Raw genomic sequence first — 16195 nt, 5'->3', positions numbered from 1 at the left:
AACCCCGGCCCAGGTCGCCTGCGCGCGCGGCTTCGATCGCCGCGTTGAGCGCCAGCAGGTTGGTCTGGCCGGCGATTTGTTGAATTACCTGCACAATCGACTGGATACGCAAACTCGAACCGGCCAGGGTCCGCGCGCCGACCACGGCATCATCGGCCTGGCTGGACAAGCCCTCGACCGTCGCACCGGCTTTCGCAGACACGGTGTTCTGCTGGTCGATGGTGCCAACCAGTTCATCCATCGAGGCGTGCAACTCGCCGGAGTAATGCTTGATCTGCGAGGAGATTTCCTCGTGTTGACGTTCGGCCTGGGCCAACACTTGGCCCAGGTCCGCCAGGCCCTCGAACACCGGCAAAATATTGCTGTCCAGCCCGCGGGTATTCAGGGCGCCGCTGAAGTCATTGTTTTTGAACGCCGCAATCTGCTTGACCACTACATGGTTCAAGCCCGCCAGTTTATTCACCTGGCGACGGAGGAAGAAGGCTTTGAACTCGCCGTAGTGCGCAATGAAATTGTCCGCGTACTCGTCGCTGAAGCTGGCGCCCTTGGCCACCCGAAAGAAGAAAATCGCGGTCAGTGTCTGGTTCAGGTTCAAGCCCAGGATTTCCCCAAAGGTCGACAGCCCTGCCAGCGGCACATCGCCAAACGTCCCGGCCATGCTGCCCAATTCGGTGGCGTTGTTCAGCCTGCGCAAAATGCAGTCATTGAGAATGCCCGCCACCGGCTGCCCGCCCTTGCCGCGCAGAAACTGCTCGTAGTCCACGCGGGTGGCCTCGCGCAACGGTGTGCGCCGGACCATCACCAACTCCTCGCCGGGTGCCACGTCGCAATACAGCTGGACGATCTGGTGTTCATAGTCGATCCGTGCGATGGAGCGCACGAACAACTCACCGCCCACGCGGATGGCAAATGAGTAATCCGCCAACTTCGGCTCCAGCGCCTGGGGCGTGCAATTGAAGGCGTCACACAGTGCCTGCACCATGCTCTTGATATTGCCCGCACTGTCGATCACCTGGTCAATCGTGCGGTCCTCTTCGGAGGCGGTCAGCACGCTGAAGGTCAAATCAGCTGGTTTGAAGTTCTGGCTTTTAAATACGCCATAACGCACATTCGCGGCGGTCTTCAGGAACACGATTTGTGCGTGGTTCTGGTAACTGCGCTGGCCGTCATGGATCAGCGTTTTCTGGAAATCCAGCTTGCCCCCGGCCGACCCGCCGACAAACAGGCAGGTGAAACGCCCCGATTCATACAACGCCTCCATGAAAAACGACTCCGACGCCGACAACCCGTCGAACACCACATAGGCCAGCGTGTCGCGATGGTCGATCGGTGTGTGTACCTGCAACCGCTTGATATTGCTCGTCAGCTTGGCAATCCGCTCTTTCATTCCCATGCGCTTGCCGCCGCTGCGGATGTCTTCACACTCCAGCGGCACCATTACCACCTCGGCGGAAGCGATCAGGCTGTCGTCAAAAAACTGCAGCACAATCCGGTCCCAGCGCTCGCCGGTGGTGCAATACAGCGAATTCGCCGCGTTGCACAACTCGCCAGCGGAGGTACACAGGCTGATGCTGGTTTGCGGGAAGCGGCGCTTGAGCTTCGCGGCGACCTGGTCGATGTCCAGGTGAGGGGAGATGAAACCGGTGATCAGCACAGGCGCGATGCGCAGGTTAGCCAATGAAGACTCCAGCTCATTGGCAGTGCAGGTCAGGGTGGCGGTGCCTTGTCGATCGGCCCGAGCTTTTTTTAGGAAGTTGAGTGGGTTCATGGCAGCGGGCTCGATCCAGTGAGGGGACGCATATAATAGGCTTGCGGTTAATAAGGTTATCGGCCGATGTAGCGGAGACTGGAGGAGGAGAAGCGCGGAGGCGGAGAGTTGACGAGGTGCAGGGGGCCAATTTTTACCGGCATTTACATCCGAACGGGTGGGTATCTCTGCACAACCCTGCAAGCACAGAAACAGCATAAAAGTGGGGAAGGAAAGTTTGCGCATGTATAAAACCATGCGCTCGCTCAATCGATAAAAGCTCAGTCTTTACGGTTGCGCTGTCCACACGGCCAGTTCATAGCCGTCAGGATCAATGAAGTGGAACCTGCTTCCACCGGGGAACGAAAAGGTTTCGCGGGAGATCACCGCGCCCACAGCCTTGAGCCGCCGCTGCGCGTCCTCGAGATTGTCCGCATACAAGATGACTAAGGGACCGCCCGGCCGAACCGGCTCCCCCGTGGTGAAGCCACCGGTCAGCCGGCCATCGCTGAATTCGGTATAGGTCGGGCCGTAGTCGACGAACGTCCATCCGAACGCGTGGCCGTAGAAAGTTTTGCTGCGGGCAATGTCGCTGACATTGAATTCAATATTGTCGATCTGTCGATCTTGACCACGAACGCTCATGGCTGCCTCCTTGGCGAATGTCCAAAGCGGCGATTGTAGCGGATCGGCCTGGCACGCACCGAGGCTTGCTGTGTCGCGGGTACTCGTTCTGCAATAGGGGGTGATCCGCTGGTCGTCATTCGTCAATGGCAACTAACAGCCCCTTCACATCATCGTCACACGACCGCCGCTGCAACCGTTCTCGAGCGCCAGACAAAGGCCAACACCATCAGCAGCCCCAGCCCCGCCATTGCTGCTCCGGCCAGGGAAATCGCCGGATAACCCAGCCCTGCATTGATCACCGCTCCGCCCAGCGCCGCACCAATCGCGTTGCCTAAGTTGAAGGCACCGATGTTCACTGCCGAGGCCAGATTGGGCGCGTCCTTGGCCGCTTCCATGACGCGCATCTGCAGCGGCGGCACCAAGGCGAAACTGGCGATACCCCATATCAGGATGGCAACGGCGGCCGGCAGCGGCCAACGCATCAGTACGGTGAACGCCAGCAAGACGAGAATCAGCACGCTCAGCGAAACGATCAGGGTGCGGTCTATGGAATGGTCGGCGGCCTTGCCGCCCCACATGTTGCCCAGGGTCAACCCCACCCCGAACAGCACCAGCATGGCGGTGATGTAGGCGGTCGACGCGTGGGTCTCGCTGCTGAGGATCGGCGCGATGTAGGTGAAGACGGTAAACATTGCACCCGAGCCGACTACAGTGAGGGCCAGCGCCCCCAGCACCGGGCCACGGCCCAGTACCCGAATTTCGGCCAGCACACCGACGCTTTGCGGCGCCTGCAGGTTGGGCAGGGCGAACCACAACGCGGTCATGGTCACCACGCCGAGGCCGGTAATACCCCAGAATGCGGTGCGCCAACCGAACAGTTCGCCGAACCAGGCGGCCAGCGGCACACCGCCGATGGTCGCCAGGGTCAGGCCCATGAACATTGCCGCAACCGCTCCGGCACGTTTCTCCGGGGCGACCACGCTGGCGGCGACGATGGAGCCAACCCCAAAGAACGCACCGTGGTTCAGTGAAGTCACCACCCTGGCGACCATTAGGCTGTAGTAATCGGTAGCCAGGGCTGACATCAAATTACCCAGGGTGAAAATCGCCATGAGCCCGATCAGCAGATAGCGCCGTGGAATCCTGCCGGTGGTCAGGGTCATCAGCGGCGCGCCGAGCAGTACGCCCAGGGCGTAAGCACTGACCAACAGACCTGCGGTGGGAATGGAAACGCCGAGATCCGCCGCGATGCCCGGCAACATGCCCATGGGGGCGAACTCGGTAACGCCGATGCCAAAGGCACCAATGGCGAGTGCGACAAGTGGTGGATTGATACGCATGGAAGGCTCCTTATCTATGCCGCTAATGCTACGATCCAGCCTTTTCAGGCGGTAGATAGCATTTTTGGCAATCACCTTTGCGCAAGGGGCACAAATGGACGTCGGTGGCAGATCAGGTGAAATGGGCGTGTTCGTCAGCGTTGCGCAGGAAGGCAGCCTGTCGGCCGCCGCGCGTGCATTGGGGCTGACACCCTCGGCGGTCAGTCGGATCATCGCGCGTACCGAACAGCGTCTTGGCACCCGGCTGCTGTTGCGCACCACCCGAGCGATCACCTTCACCGCCGAGGGCGAGGCGTTCCTGCGCGGTGCCCGGCGTATCCTGGCCGACATGGCCGAGGTCGAAGAAGCCATCGCCGACCAGGGCGTACCAAGGGGGCGATTGCGGGTCAGCGCCGCGCTTGGTCATGGGCGGCTGGCCATTGTTCCCTTGGTGGCGGCATTCAGCGCCCGCTACCCGAACATCGTCGTCGACCTCACCCTCGGCGACGAAGTGGTCGACATTCTCGGTGGTCAGGCCGACGTGGCAGTACGCTTTGGCCATCTGCCCGACAGCCCGCTGACCGCGCGCAGGATCGGCGACACCGGCCAGGTCGTGGTGGCATCGCCCGAGTATCTGCAGCGCCACGGCATCCCCCTGGAACCGGAAGACCTGCTACGGCACAACTGCCTACGCTTCAACTTCCGGCGTGCCGAACCCAACTGGCCGTTCATCCGCGACGGAAAAGAGTTTTCCCTGAAGGTCAGCGGCAACATCGAATGCAGCAGTGGTGAAGCGCTGGCTCAACTCGCGCGAGTCGGTGCCGGCATTGCGCGCATCGGCGAGTTCAGCGTGAGCGAGGACCTGCAGCGCGGCGACCTGATACCGCTGCTGGAAGCCTGGAATCCCGGCGACGAGGAGCCGATTCACGCGGTGTTCGTAGGTGGCTCGGCAATGCCGGCGCGGGTGCGATTGTTCGTGGACTTCTTGCTGGAACATCACCGGATGTAAGCGGTGACGTCACCTGATCCTTCCGGTACCTCGTGATGCTGTTCGCTTTAAGCAAGTAGTGGCCAACACATTGTTGGGCGCGTGAGTGCTACAGCCCTGACGCAACTGTAGGCCACGGAGCAAGGCGCTAAGCCTTGCCATACGCCATGTACTCGTTCTGCAACACGATGTGATCTGCCACGTACTTCGCATCATGCCAAACCCCATAGATAAACGACGACGCCCGGTTCACCAGATTCGGCAGGCCCAGGAAGTAGATCCCGCTCTGCGCCGAAATCCCGCGTTTGTGGAACGGTTCGCCGTTCTCGTCGAACGCATCGACCTTCAACCAGTTGAAGTCGAACTTGAAACCGGTGGCCCACAGAATCGTGGTCACGCCGGCTTCGGCCAGGTCCAGGCTGAGGATCGGGTCAAGCAGGCATTGCGGGTCGGGCAGCAGTTCCCAGGCTTGCGGTTCTTCGGGGAACGGCAAGCCGTTTGCCTCGATATAGGCATCGGCGTCGCGCAGTACCTCGAAGTACGCTCGATCCCCCTCTGCCACGTTGGCGGCCAGGCCAGGGGCGAAGGTCATGACGCCTGCGTTCCAGTGTTCAGTGGCGCCCACCAGGGTGATCCCTTGGTGGGCGAGGCGGCGGAAGTCGACGGTCTTGCCGCCTTCGTAGCCGCTGACGGCAAAGGCTACGTGTTTTTTCTTCGGCTGGATTTTGACTTCGTCCCACAGGCCCAGGGCGCCGAGCCACCAGCAATAGTCGCGGCCGCGGTAGGCGCGGGGAGGGCGGTAGTGTTCGCCGACCGAGAGGTACACGGTTTTGCCGGCCTTTTGCAGTTCTTCGGCGATCTGCGAGCCGGAGGCCCCGGCGCCGACCACCAGCACGGCGCCTTCGGGCAGTTGGCCGGGGTTCTTGTAGGCGCAGGAATGCAACTGATGCAGCGGCGCGGTGGCGGGGACGATGTCCGGGATCGAGGGGCGTTGGAACGGGCCGGTGGCGGCCACCACGTTAGCGGCCTCGATCACGCCCGCCGAGGTGGTCACCTTGAAGCCGGGGCGACCGACATGGCGCTCCACTTGCTGCACTTCGACGCCGGTGCGCACCGGGGCGTTGAGCATCTCGACATAGGCTTGGAAGTAGTCGGCCATGCGCTCTTTGGGCGGGAAGGCTTCGGGGGAAATGCCCTCGAATTTCAGGCTGGGGAAACGGTCGTGCCAGGCCGGGCCGTTGGCGACGAGCGAATCCCAGCGCTCCGAACGCCAGCGCTCGGCGATGCGGCTGCGTTCCAGCACGATATGCGGCACGCCCATCAGCGACAGGTGCTCGCTCATGGCGACGCCGGCCTGGCCTGCGCCGACTACCAAGGTGTTGATTGTTTCGACGGACATAGGCGTTTCCTGAAAAGTTAGAGGTTTATCTGCAACACCGCAGAGCCGCATTTGATCGTTGATCGGCCTGCTCACTGCTGCGGTTCTTTGAGCAGCTCGGCCACCGCCGTGAGTGCGAGTCGGTAACCCAGCGCGCCCAACCCGGCGACCACACCGGTGGCGGCTTTGGACACGTAGGAGTGATGCCGGAAGCTCTCGCGCTTCCAGATATTGCTCATGTGCGCTTCGATGATCGGGCCGTCGAACGCCAGCAGCGCATCGAGGATCGGCACCGAGCTGTAGCTCAGCCCGGCCGCGTTGATCACGATGGCGTCGGCGTTCAGGCGGGCCTCTTGAATCCAGTCCACCAGCACGCCTTCATGGTTGCTCTGGCGAAAGTCCAGGGTCAGGCCCAACTCTGCGGCGTGGCCCTGGCAACACGCTTCGATGCTGGCGAAGCTGGCGCTGCCGTAGGTGCCGTTCTTGTCCAGCCCGTAGAGGTTGGCGTTGGGGCCATTGAGGAAGTACACGGTGCGGGGCATGGGGTTCTCCGGCTTATTTCGCGACGTGCAGCGCGACGTTGGCGTCGGCCGCTTTCATACGGTCCAATCGTCCGGCACCACCGCGATCACATCGATCTCCATCAACCACTCGGGCTGGCCCAGGCCGGAAATCACCAACCCGGTGGAAATCGGGAACACGCCCTTGAGCCATTTGCCGACCTCCTGATACACCGGCTCGCGGTAGCGCGGGTCGATCAAATAGGTGGTGGTCTTGACGATATGGGACAGGTCGGAACCCGCCTCCTCAAGCAGTTGCTTGACGTTTTTCATCGCTTGTTCGGCCTGGGCGCGCGGGTCGCCGAGGCCGACCAGATTGCCGTCGAAATCAGTGCCGATCTGGCCGCGCACGTAGATGGTGTTGCCGGCGCGCACGGCCTGGCACAGGTCGTTGTCCAGCGCCTGGTTGGTGTAGGTCTGCTTTGTGTTGAACATGCGGATGCGGGTGTGGGTGGGCATGGCTGGCGACTCGTCGGAAGCGGGATGCAATCAGCTTCACATCGCCTGTTGCCGGGCGAAACCAGCATTTGTGCGGGGTAGTGCTTAGGAAAAACCGAAGCCCGTGCTGGTCATCGCCCTGCGCAGGCGCCGCGCCTATCCCGGCATGAACCCTGCAACACGCTGGGCATACAGTCATTACCGAGGTACAGGCCTGATGCTCAGTCGTATTACTCAGCGCCAACTGGAATATTTTGTCGCGTCGGGCGAGGCCGGCAGCATCAGTGCCGCCGCTGAACGCATCCATGTCTCCTCGCCGTCGATCTCGGCGGCGATCACTCATATGGAGGCCGAGCTGGGCATCCAGCTGTTTATCCGGCATCACGCCCAGGGCATTTCCCTGACGGCAGTGGGGCGTCTGGTGATGCAAGAAGCCAAGCAGATCATGGAACAGATGAGCAACCTCTACACCATCGCCTCGGAGTCATTGAACACCGTGCGCGGGCCGCTGCGGGTGGGCTGCCTGGAGTCGCTGGCGCCGATGATCACCCCCGAGCTGGTGTTTGGCTTCGGTCGCGCGTTTCCCGGCGTGCGCCTGACCCAGGCCGAGGGCAACCACGAGGAACTGCTGGAAAAACTGCGCAGCGGCGAGCTGGACATCGCCCTGACCTACGACCTGGTGACCAGCCCCGACATCGACTTCCAACCCCTGGCGCACCTGCCGCCGTATGTGATGGTCGGCGAGTATCACCCGCTGGCGAGCCTGTCGGCGGTCAGCATGCAGGACCTGGAGGCGTACCCGGTGGTGCTGCTCGACACGCCGTGGAGCCGCGACTATTTCCTCAGCCTGTTTATGCAGGCGGGCACCACGCCGAACATCATCATGCGCTCCACCAACCTCGAAACGGTGCGCGCCATGGTCGGCAACGGGATCGGTTATTCCTTCGCGAATGCGCGACCCAAATCGAACCTGTCCCAGGACGGCAAACGCGTGATCCGCCTGCGCCTGGCGGGCACGCACCGGCCGATGAAGCTGGGGTACGCCACGGCGAGCAACACCCAGCTGTCGCGCGTGGTGTCGGCGTTTGCCGAGCGCTGCCGGATGTTTGTGTCTGACCAGTACATTCCCGGTATGGCCCCGCCGAGTTTTTTTGACCCGCATGCGGTGCGCTCGCTCAGCAGTGTGAGCTGAGAGTGCACCAGAAGGTGGCGTTCGCGGCGCGGTGAATTCAGGCGTGCACCCTTTCGGTCAGGGCATGCGGCCTATGCAATGTGGGAGGGGGCAAGCCCCCTCCCACATTGATTTGTGGTGGTTTCGAGGGCGGAGGGGGGCTGCGTAGGTTCTGCCTACCCAGTGGACCGGGTTTTACGAATTGACCCCAAGGGCCTGTCCCCACGACTCTGATTTCATTGATGCAGATCAATTTCCTTCTTTTGGGGCAGGGCACCGCGACGATGACATTCGACTGGAATTACACGTTTGGTCTGCTGGGCGATGCCGAGTTCTGGCGCGCGACGTGGACGGTGATCAAGCTCAGCACCCTGACCTGGGTCTTGAGCATCGGTTTGGGTTTTCTGCTGGCGCTGGCCAAGCAATCCAGGCATGGGCTGCTCAGCGTTCCCGCGCGTGGCTATATCTGGCTGTTTCGCAGCCTGCCGCTGTTGGTGCTGTTGATCTTTATCTACAACCTGCCTCAAGCGCTGCCCGGCACTTCGGCGATTCTGGCCGACCCGTTCTGGTCCGGCCTGCTGGCCCTGGTGATTTGCGAAACGGCGTATGTGGCCGAGATCCATCGCGGCGGTTTGCTCTCGATCCCCAAAGGCCAAGGCGAGGCGGCGCGGGCGTTGGGCTTGAAGTTTTTCGGCACCCAATGGCGCGTGGTGATCCCCCAGGCATTGCGGGTGGCGCTGCCGTCCCTGGCCAACGAATACATCTCCATCGTCAAACTCACCTCGCTGGTGTCGGTGATCTCGCTGACAGAAATCCTGATGGTCGGCCAGCGCCTGTATTCGCAGAACTTCCTGGTGATCGAAACCATGGCGGCGGTGGCGTTCTTCTATGTGTTTATCGTCACCGTGTTCGACTTCCTGCTCAAACGCCTGGAGCGCTTTCTCGACGTCAACCAGCGCAATGTGTCGCGGGTTCCCGATGCGGCGGTGCTGGCCCTGGCCACGCAACAACGTGTTGCGCTGCAACGTCCGGCGACCACTGGGGCCCCGGCGCTGCACGCCACGCGGCTGCACAAGGCCTACAACGACATCGAGGTGCTGGGCTCGGTCAACCTGCAGGTCCTGCCCGGTGAAGTGGTGTCGGTGATCGGGCCATCGGGGTCGGGTAAAACCACCTTGATTCGCCTGCTCAACGGCCTGGAGCAACTGGACAACGGCGAGATCAGGATCAACGGCCAGCCGTTCATCCACCTGAACAAAACCGGCGCGCAGAAACCGCAGTACGTCGAACACGCCGAGCATCGCCTGAACATCGGCATGGTGTTCCAGAGCTTCAACCTGTTCCCGCACTTGAGCGTGCTCGACAACCTGCTGATGGCGCCGAAATACCACGGCCTGGGGCGCACCGACGAGCTCAAGCAACAGGCCTACGCGCTATTGCACAAGGTCGGCATGCTCGACCACGCCTGGAAGTACCCGCACCAACTCTCCGGCGGCCAGCAGCAACGCGTGGCCATCGCCCGCGCGCTGATGATGCGCCCGCAGATCATGCTGTTCGACGAGCCCACCTCGGCGCTCGACCCGGAGAAAGTCAACGAAGTGCTGCAGGTCATCGAAGCCTTGGCCGAGGAGGGCATCACCATGGTGATCGTCACCCACGAGATGAATTTCGCGTTCAAGGTCTCCGATCGCATCGTGTTCATGGAGAAGGGGCGTGTGGTCTGCGACGACACGCCTGCGGTATTGCGCAGCGGTCAGAACCCACGCGTGGAGGCGTTCCTCAAGGACGTCTCGCTGGCGTGACCCTCTAACGTTCAGGAAACATAAAATGATCGAGCAAGATGAAATCGAGCAGTTCCAGCGCGACGGATACCTGGTGGTGGAAGGCGTGTTGTCGATGGACGAAGTGGCCGCGCTGCAGCACGACTTCGACCAGTGGGTAGAAGAAAGTCGCGGCCATGATCAGGGCTGGGGCACGACCGTGGATGGCCGCGCACGCTTTGATCTGGAGGGCGACCATCGCGCCGATCACCCGTCGCTGCGCCGGGTCAGCTCGCCCACCGAAATTTCCCCAGTGTATGAACGCGTGGCGTTGCATTCACGCATGGCGGCGATTTCCGCGCAGTTGATCGGCGCCAGCGGCGCACGCTTTCACCACAGCAAGATCAATTCGAAGTTGCCCCACACCGCGACCCAGGTGAAGTGGCACCAGGACTTTTTGTTCACGCCCCACAGCAACGACGACATCATCACCGCCTTGCTGATGGTCAGCGAAGTGACCCCGCAAAACGGCCCGCTGAATGTGATCCCCGGCAGCCATAAAGGCCCGCTGTGGTCGCACTGGCAGAACCAGCGTTTCACCGGCGCGGTGGACGACGCAGTGGTCGCGGAACACTGCCGGCAACCGATCGCCTGCTACGGCCCGGCCGGTTCCGTATGCTTCATGCACACCCGCTTGCTGCACGCCTCCAGCCCTAACGAGACCGAACTGCCGCGCACCCTGTTCATCAGCGTCTACGCCGCTGAAGACGCGCTGCCATTCGGCGAAAACCCTCTGCCCAGCGCACATGCCGGCCTGCTGGTGGCCGGTGAAGAAAGTGGCTTGATACGTTCCACGGACAACCAACTGCGCTTACCGCAGAAACCCCGTGGTGCGTCTTTCTTCGTGCAACAGGCCGGACAAGATTCTGCCACTGCCTAACCTCCCAACTCCCTTGCAGGTATTGACCATGACAGCGTTTCGTAAAAGTGTTCGTCCCCTTGCCGTGTGCCTGCTGGGCGCAGCGGTTGCGATGACCTCGTTGGCGGCTTCGGCGTTCCAGCAGGACGGCAAGATCATCGCCGGTTCCGATGTGACGTTCTTCCCCTATGAATACATGGATAACAACAAGCCGGCGGGCTTCGATATCGAGTTCATGGACGGCCTGGGCAAGGTCATGGGGCGCAAGGTCGAGACCCTCGACACGCGCTTTCCCAACTTGATCACCGGCTTGCAGGCCGGGCGTTTCGATGTGACCAACTCGTCGATGTATATCACCGCCGAGCGGGTCAAGGTCATCGACATGATTCCCTACCTGAAAAGCGGCGAGTCGATCCTGACCCTCAAGGACAGTGCCTTCCAACCCAAGACCCCGGAAGAGTTCTGCGGCCACAAGATCGGTTCCATGGGGGCTACCTCGTGGCTGGCGCAGATGAACAAACTGTCGGCCGAGTACTGCGTGGCCAAAGGGTTGAAGCCGATCCAGATCAGCGAGTACAGCACCGACCCGCAAACCACCCAGGCGCTGCTGGCCCATGCGGTCGAAGCGCAGATCACCGACGCGGCCGTGGCCCGTGGCGTGATCGACAAACTGGGCAGCCGCGTGGTGATTTCGTCCGACGCCTTGATCTACCCGGTGCTGAACGGCTTCGGCGTGAAGAAGGGCAATGACACGGTCAAGCAGGCCTTGCTCGACGGCCTGGAGAAGTACCGCGCCACGCCGGAATACGCGGCCTTGCTCAAGAAGTACAACTTCGAGGCGCCCACCGATGCCGACCTTGCGGCGCTGATGCCCAAGTAAGCCTATTGCGCGGCCGCAGCCTTGCGGTCGCGCCCTGCGGAGACCGATCCATGGCGTTATCCCTCGAAGAACAGACGCGCATCGACCTGGCGGCGACCTTTCGCATCGTTGCCCACCTGGGCATGCACGAAGCGGTGGCCAACCACTTCAGCGCTGCCGTGTCGGCCGATGGTAAACAGTTTTTGCTCAACCCGAAGTGGAAGCACTTCTCGCGCATTCGCGCCAGCGACCTGCTGCTATTGAACGCCGACGACCCTGCCTGTGCCGACCACCCGAACGTGGACGCCACCGCCTGGTCGATCCATGGGCAGATCCACCGACTGCTGCCACACACCCGCGCCGTGTTGCACCTGCACCCGGTCTACACCACGGCGGTGGCGTGCCTGGCCAAGCCGCACATCCCGGCGATCGACCAGAACACCGCGCGCTATTTCAACCGCGTGGCGGTGGACGAACTCTATGGCGGCATGGCCGACACCGAAGCCGAAGGCGCACGCCTGGCCGGCTTGCTCGACGGCAAGAGCCGCCTGTTGATGGGCAACCATGGCGTGATGGTGACCGCCTCGTCCATCGGTGAAGCGTTCGACGATATCTGGACCCCGGTCATTTTTTCGTCAGTGTTCAACGTCCATTTCCTTGCTGGTAGGCGGCGGCTTTTCAAAGCGCGGCACAATAGCAGCCAAGCACGGTTTTGGGGACTATTTGCATCACAATAGATCCGGACGCCGGCTTGCCTGCGACCGTGTTTTGGTCGCCGGCAAGCCGGCCGCCAGCCTCAATCGGCGGAGAACTTGAAGACGGTGCGCTGGGTGTAGGTCTGCCCTGGGTCTAAGCGTGTCGAGGCAAACTTCGGTTGGTTCGGCGCGTCGGGAAAGTGCTGGGTCTCCAGCGTGAAACCGCTCCAGTGCTTGTAGGTTTTGCCTGCCTTGCCCTTCACCGAGCCATCGAGGAAGTTGCTGGTATAGAACTGCACCCCAGGTTCGGTGGTGTAGAGCTGCAAACGGCGGCCGGAGTCGGGGTCGTACACGTCGGCGGCGAGTTGTTTGAGATCGCCTTGGGTGTCCAGCGCCCAGTTGAAGTCAAACCCGCCCTGTTTCGGCTCGGCGAATTTGAGTTGCGGATGATCGTCCTTGATGTGCTGGCCGATGGCAGTGGGCTGGAGAAAGTCCATCGGCGTGCCCTTGACCGGTGCCAGTTCGCCGGTGGGGATCAAGGTCGCATTCACTGGCGTGTAGTGGCTGGCGTGCAACGTCGCCACCTGCTTGAGGATATCGCCGTTGCCCGCGCCAGCGAGGTTGAAATAGCTGTGGTTGGTGAGGTTGAGCACCGTCGGTTTGTCGGTGGTGGCCTTGTAGTCGATGTGCAGTTCGTTGTTGTCGTTGAGCCGATACGTGACTTCGGTGGTCAGGTTGCCGGGAAAGCCCATCTCACCGTCCTTGGACAGGTAAGTCAGGGTTACGCCGACCGAATCCTTGTCCTTGACGGGCTTGGCTTGCCACACGCGCTTGTCGAAGCCCTGGGCGCCGCCATGCAGCGCGTTGGGACCGTCGTTGAGCGGCACCTGATAGCGCTTGCCGTCGAGTTCAAACGCACCGCCAGCCAGGCGATTGCCGAAGCGGCCGATGGTCGCGCCAAAAAACGCCGTGCCGCGCTGATAGCCCTGCACGTCGTCGAAGCCGAGCACCACGTCCTCGACCTTGCCGTGCTTGTCCGGCACTTTCAGCGCCTGCAACACGCCACCGTAGGTGATCACCGTGGCTTGCATGCCATGGCTGTTGCGCAATATGTACTGCTCGACGGCGCTGCCGTCGTTGGTTTTCCCAAACGGTTTATGTTCACTGGACAGACCGGCCGCTTGCGCGCCACCGCTGGCGATCAGCATGGACAAGGCAAGGCCGGACAGCAGGTATCGAGGGTGCTTCATGGTCGAACTTCCTTTTGTTGTTTTGAGTGGAATAGTTCTACTAATGTGCGATATTTTGTCGGTGTGACCGCAAATTTATAGCCTTAAACGCCGATTTCGTAAAATAAAATAAGACTAATTGATCGAGGCAACCTTGATATGAGTACTGAACAGGCCGTTTATCCCGACCTTAAGGGCAAGACCGTGTTGATTTCCGGAGGCGCTTCGGGGATCGGCGAATTCATGGTGCGTGCCTTCGCCGGGCAGGGGGCCAAGGTGGCATTTGTCGATCGCGCGCAAGGCCAGGGCGAGCGCCTGGCCGCGTTGTTGAGTGCCCAGGGGCATACCGTCGAGTTCGGGCATTGCGATATCACCGACGAGATTGCCTACAAGGCCGCGATTGCGCGCTTTGAATACGCCCTGGGGCCGATCACCGTGCTGGTGAACAATGCCGCCAACGACGTGCGTCATACCCTGGAGGAAGTCGACTCGGAGACCTTCGACAAGCTGATTGCCGTCAACCTCAAGCATGCTTTTTTTGCCGCCAAGGCCGTGGTGCCGATGATGAAGCGGGCGGGCGGCGGTTCGATCATCAACCTGGGCTCCGTCGGCTGGATGATGGCCTCCGCCGGCTACCCGGTGTACGCCGCCAGCAAGGCCGCCGCCCACGGCATGACGAGGGCACTAGCGCGTGAGCTGGGCCCGGACCGTATCCGCGTGAATACGCTGGTGCCGGGCTGGGTGATGACCGAAAAACAACTGATGATGTGGGTCGACGACGCTGCCAAGGAACTGATCAGCCGCAGCCAGTGCCTGCCTGGCAGCGTATTGCCGGAACACATCGCCAACATGGCGCTGTTTCTCGCCTCGCAGGCGTCGGCGATGTGTTCGGCGCAGAACTTCATTGTCGATGGCGGCTGGGTGTAGAGCGGGTTACACGATCGGGTAGCGCTTGAAGGCTGGATGCTGCTCCAGTCGCTCGGCGTGGCGTTGCACATGGGGGAACGCGTCCGCCTTGACGACCGAGGCCACGGTGAACTGGCTGAAGGACCAGGCGACCGCCGCCGTCATCGAGGCCTGGGTCAGCGCTTCGCTGTCGGCATGGCTCAGGTGTTCATCCAGCAGCGTATACGCGGCCAGCAATTGCCCGGCGACGCGCTCGACCCACGGCGCATGCTGCTTCTCGGCCGGCCGCAGGTTGTGTTCGTAGACGATCTGCACGCTTTTCTCACAAGCCGCCAGGGCCAGCCCGAGCAGTTGCAGGTCTTTGGCGCGTGCCGTAGGGGGCTGCGGCAGCAGTTTTTTGTCGGCCGGCGCCAGGGCTTCGAGGTAATCCAGGATCAGGCTGGAGTCCATCAATACGGTGCCATCGTCCAGCACCAGGGTCGGGGCTTTGACTACTGGGTTGATCCGCGCAAATTCGCTGTAGGTGCTGAACACGGACAAGGGCTCATGCACAAAATCCACGCCGTACAGTTCCAGGGAAATAGCCACGCGACGCACGTAGGGTGAGTCGAGCATTCCGATCAGTCTCATAAAGCCTCCATTGATGCCGGGTGAATTGCGGTGCCTGGAAGATTAAAAGGCACTCGTTCGGTCTGTGCAATGTTTGAACGCGCAATGCCCGTGCGCCGCCCATTACGGTGGGCGCGGCGCTGCAGGTGTGACGCACCCCAACCTTTGGTTTAGTCTGGGTCGATTCGTTGACCGCAAGCACATCAGGAGCCGTGAGCATGACCGAATACGTACCCCCCAAGGTCTGGACCTGGGACGCCGAAAGTGGCGGCACGTTCGCCAGTATCAACCGCCCGATCGCCGGGGCGACCCACGACAAGGCCCTGCCGGTCGGCAAACACCCGTTGCAGTTGTACTCGCTGGCCACGCCGAATGGGCAGAAAGTCACGATCCTGCTCGAAGAGCTGTTGGCCCTCGGGCATACCGGTGCGGAATACGATGCCTGGCTGATCAAGATCGGTGACGGCGACCAGTTCGGCAGCGGCTTTGTCGCGGTGAACCCGAACTCGAAAATCCCCGCCTTGCTCGACCGCAGCGGCGCCACGCCGATTCGCGTGTTTGAGTCCGGCGCGATCCTGCAGTACCTGGCGGAGAAATTCGGCGCGTTCTTCCCGACAGAACCTGCGGCCCGCGCCGAGTGCCTGTCGTGGCTGTTCTGGCAGATGGGCAGTGCGCCGTACCTGGGCGGTGGTTTCGGGCATTTCTACGCGTATGCGCCGAGCAAGATGGAGTACCCGATCAACCGCTTTGCCATGGAAACCAAGCGTCAGCTGGATGTGCTCGACCAGCGCCTGGCGGTGAGCGAGTACATTGCCGGCGATGAGTACACCATCGCCGATATCGCCATCTGGCCCTGGTACGGTGGCCTGGTCAAAGGCCGCTTGTATGACGCGGCGCAGTTTCTCTCGGTGCAGGATTACAAGCATGTATTGCGCTGGGCCGATGCGATCGAGGCGCGCCCGGCGGTGCAGCGCGGACGGCGGGTCAACC

Annotated in this window: 15 protein-coding genes and 1 pseudogene; 8 read left to right on the top strand and 8 right to left on the bottom strand. The window is 61.7% G+C overall.

All coding sequences use genetic code 11. The features are described from left to right. The 3 genes from L9Z73_RS12285 to L9Z73_RS12275 form a co-directional block, all read right to left on the bottom strand. Window positions 1-1768: FIST N-terminal domain-containing protein (locus L9Z73_RS12285; RefSeq protein WP_247400943.1), on the bottom strand; the 1768-nt coding region annotated here is incomplete at its 3' end. A gap of 267 nt (window positions 1769-2035) precedes the next feature. After that, window positions 2036-2392 (bottom strand): VOC family protein, encoded by a 357-nt coding sequence (locus L9Z73_RS12280; RefSeq protein WP_247400941.1) that lies wholly within the window; start codon window positions 2390-2392, stop codon window positions 2036-2038. A gap of 155 nt (window positions 2393-2547) precedes the next feature. Then, window positions 2548-3714 (bottom strand): MFS transporter, encoded by a 1167-nt coding sequence (locus L9Z73_RS12275; RefSeq protein WP_247400938.1) that lies wholly within the window; start codon window positions 3712-3714, stop codon window positions 2548-2550. A 94-nt stretch (window positions 3715-3808) separates the two neighbouring features. Here L9Z73_RS12275 and L9Z73_RS12270 point away from each other — a divergent pair, with 94 nt between their 5' ends. Next, window positions 3809-4702 carry a LysR family transcriptional regulator gene (locus L9Z73_RS12270; RefSeq protein ID WP_247400935.1) on the top strand — a complete coding sequence of 298 codons (894 nt, stop codon included), beginning with the start codon at window positions 3809-3811 and terminating at the stop codon, window positions 4700-4702. Window positions 4703-4829: 127 nt separating this feature from the next. On the opposite strand, the gene L9Z73_RS12265 is transcribed toward L9Z73_RS12270, so the two are convergent. From L9Z73_RS12265 to L9Z73_RS12255, 3 genes are all read right to left on the bottom strand, one after another. Beyond that, the gene (locus tag L9Z73_RS12265; protein WP_247400932.1) at window positions 4830-6080 is read right to left on the bottom strand and encodes a flavin-containing monooxygenase; all 1251 of its coding nucleotides are present in this window, start codon (window positions 6078-6080) and stop codon (window positions 4830-4832) included. Between the two features lie 71 nt (window positions 6081-6151). Continuing rightward, a complete protein-coding gene (locus L9Z73_RS12260; RefSeq protein ID WP_247400913.1) occupies window positions 6152-6601 on the bottom strand; it encodes a type II 3-dehydroquinate dehydratase in 450 nt (149 codons plus the stop codon). 54 nt (window positions 6602-6655) lie between these two features. Then, the gene (locus L9Z73_RS12255) at window positions 6656-7078 is read right to left on the bottom strand and encodes a RidA family protein (protein ID WP_247400879.1); all 423 of its coding nucleotides are present in this window, start codon (window positions 7076-7078) and stop codon (window positions 6656-6658) included. A 196-nt stretch (window positions 7079-7274) separates the two neighbouring features. Here L9Z73_RS12255 and L9Z73_RS12250 point away from each other — a divergent pair, with 196 nt between their 5' ends. The 5 genes and pseudogenes from L9Z73_RS12250 to L9Z73_RS12230 all read left to right on the top strand — a co-directional run. Then, entirely contained in the window at window positions 7275-8249 is a 975-nt protein-coding gene (locus L9Z73_RS12250; RefSeq protein ID WP_198717611.1) for a LysR family transcriptional regulator, read from the top strand. A gap of 263 nt (window positions 8250-8512) precedes the next feature. Continuing rightward, entirely contained in the window at window positions 8513-10030 is a 1518-nt protein-coding gene (locus tag L9Z73_RS12245) for an amino acid ABC transporter permease/ATP-binding protein (protein WP_247400877.1), read from the top strand. Window positions 10031-10055: 25 nt separating this feature from the next. Beyond that, window positions 10056-10928 carry a phytanoyl-CoA dioxygenase family protein gene (locus L9Z73_RS12240; protein WP_247400860.1) on the top strand — a complete coding sequence of 291 codons (873 nt, stop codon included), beginning with the start codon at window positions 10056-10058 and terminating at the stop codon, window positions 10926-10928. 28 nt (window positions 10929-10956) lie between these two features. Further along, window positions 10957-11787, top strand: a complete 831-nt coding sequence (locus tag L9Z73_RS12235) for an ABC transporter substrate-binding protein (RefSeq protein WP_247400856.1) — start codon at window positions 10957-10959, stop codon at window positions 11785-11787. A 50-nt stretch (window positions 11788-11837) separates the two neighbouring features. Further along, window positions 11838-12386, top strand: a pseudogene (locus tag L9Z73_RS12230) (class II aldolase/adducin family protein); the annotation flags it as partial. 176 nt (window positions 12387-12562) lie between these two features. Here L9Z73_RS12230 and L9Z73_RS12225 read toward each other — a convergent pair. Continuing rightward, the gene (locus L9Z73_RS12225; RefSeq protein WP_247400853.1) at window positions 12563-13711 is read right to left on the bottom strand and encodes an aldose epimerase family protein; all 1149 of its coding nucleotides are present in this window, start codon (window positions 13709-13711) and stop codon (window positions 12563-12565) included. A gap of 138 nt (window positions 13712-13849) precedes the next feature. On the opposite strand from L9Z73_RS12225, the gene L9Z73_RS12220 reads away from it, so the two are divergent. Then, window positions 13850-14617 (top strand): SDR family NAD(P)-dependent oxidoreductase, encoded by a 768-nt coding sequence (locus L9Z73_RS12220; protein ID WP_247400836.1) that lies wholly within the window; start codon window positions 13850-13852, stop codon window positions 14615-14617. 6 nt (window positions 14618-14623) lie between these two features. Here L9Z73_RS12220 and L9Z73_RS12215 read toward each other — a convergent pair whose 3' ends face one another. Then, the gene (locus L9Z73_RS12215; RefSeq protein WP_247400833.1) at window positions 14624-15226 is read right to left on the bottom strand and encodes a glutathione S-transferase family protein; all 603 of its coding nucleotides are present in this window, start codon (window positions 15224-15226) and stop codon (window positions 14624-14626) included. A gap of 197 nt (window positions 15227-15423) precedes the next feature. Here L9Z73_RS12215 and yghU point away from each other — a divergent pair. Continuing rightward, window positions 15424-16195: glutathione-dependent disulfide-bond oxidoreductase (yghU, locus tag L9Z73_RS12210; protein ID WP_247400830.1), on the top strand; the 772-nt coding region annotated here is incomplete at its 3' end.

It is taken from the genome of Pseudomonas emilianonis (genome assembly GCF_023072625.1).
GTDB lineage: Bacteria > Pseudomonadota > Gammaproteobacteria > Pseudomonadales > Pseudomonadaceae > Aquipseudomonas > Aquipseudomonas paraveronii.
Note: the sequence above shows the minus strand (reverse complement) of the source record. Positions and strands in the feature narration are given on the sequence as shown.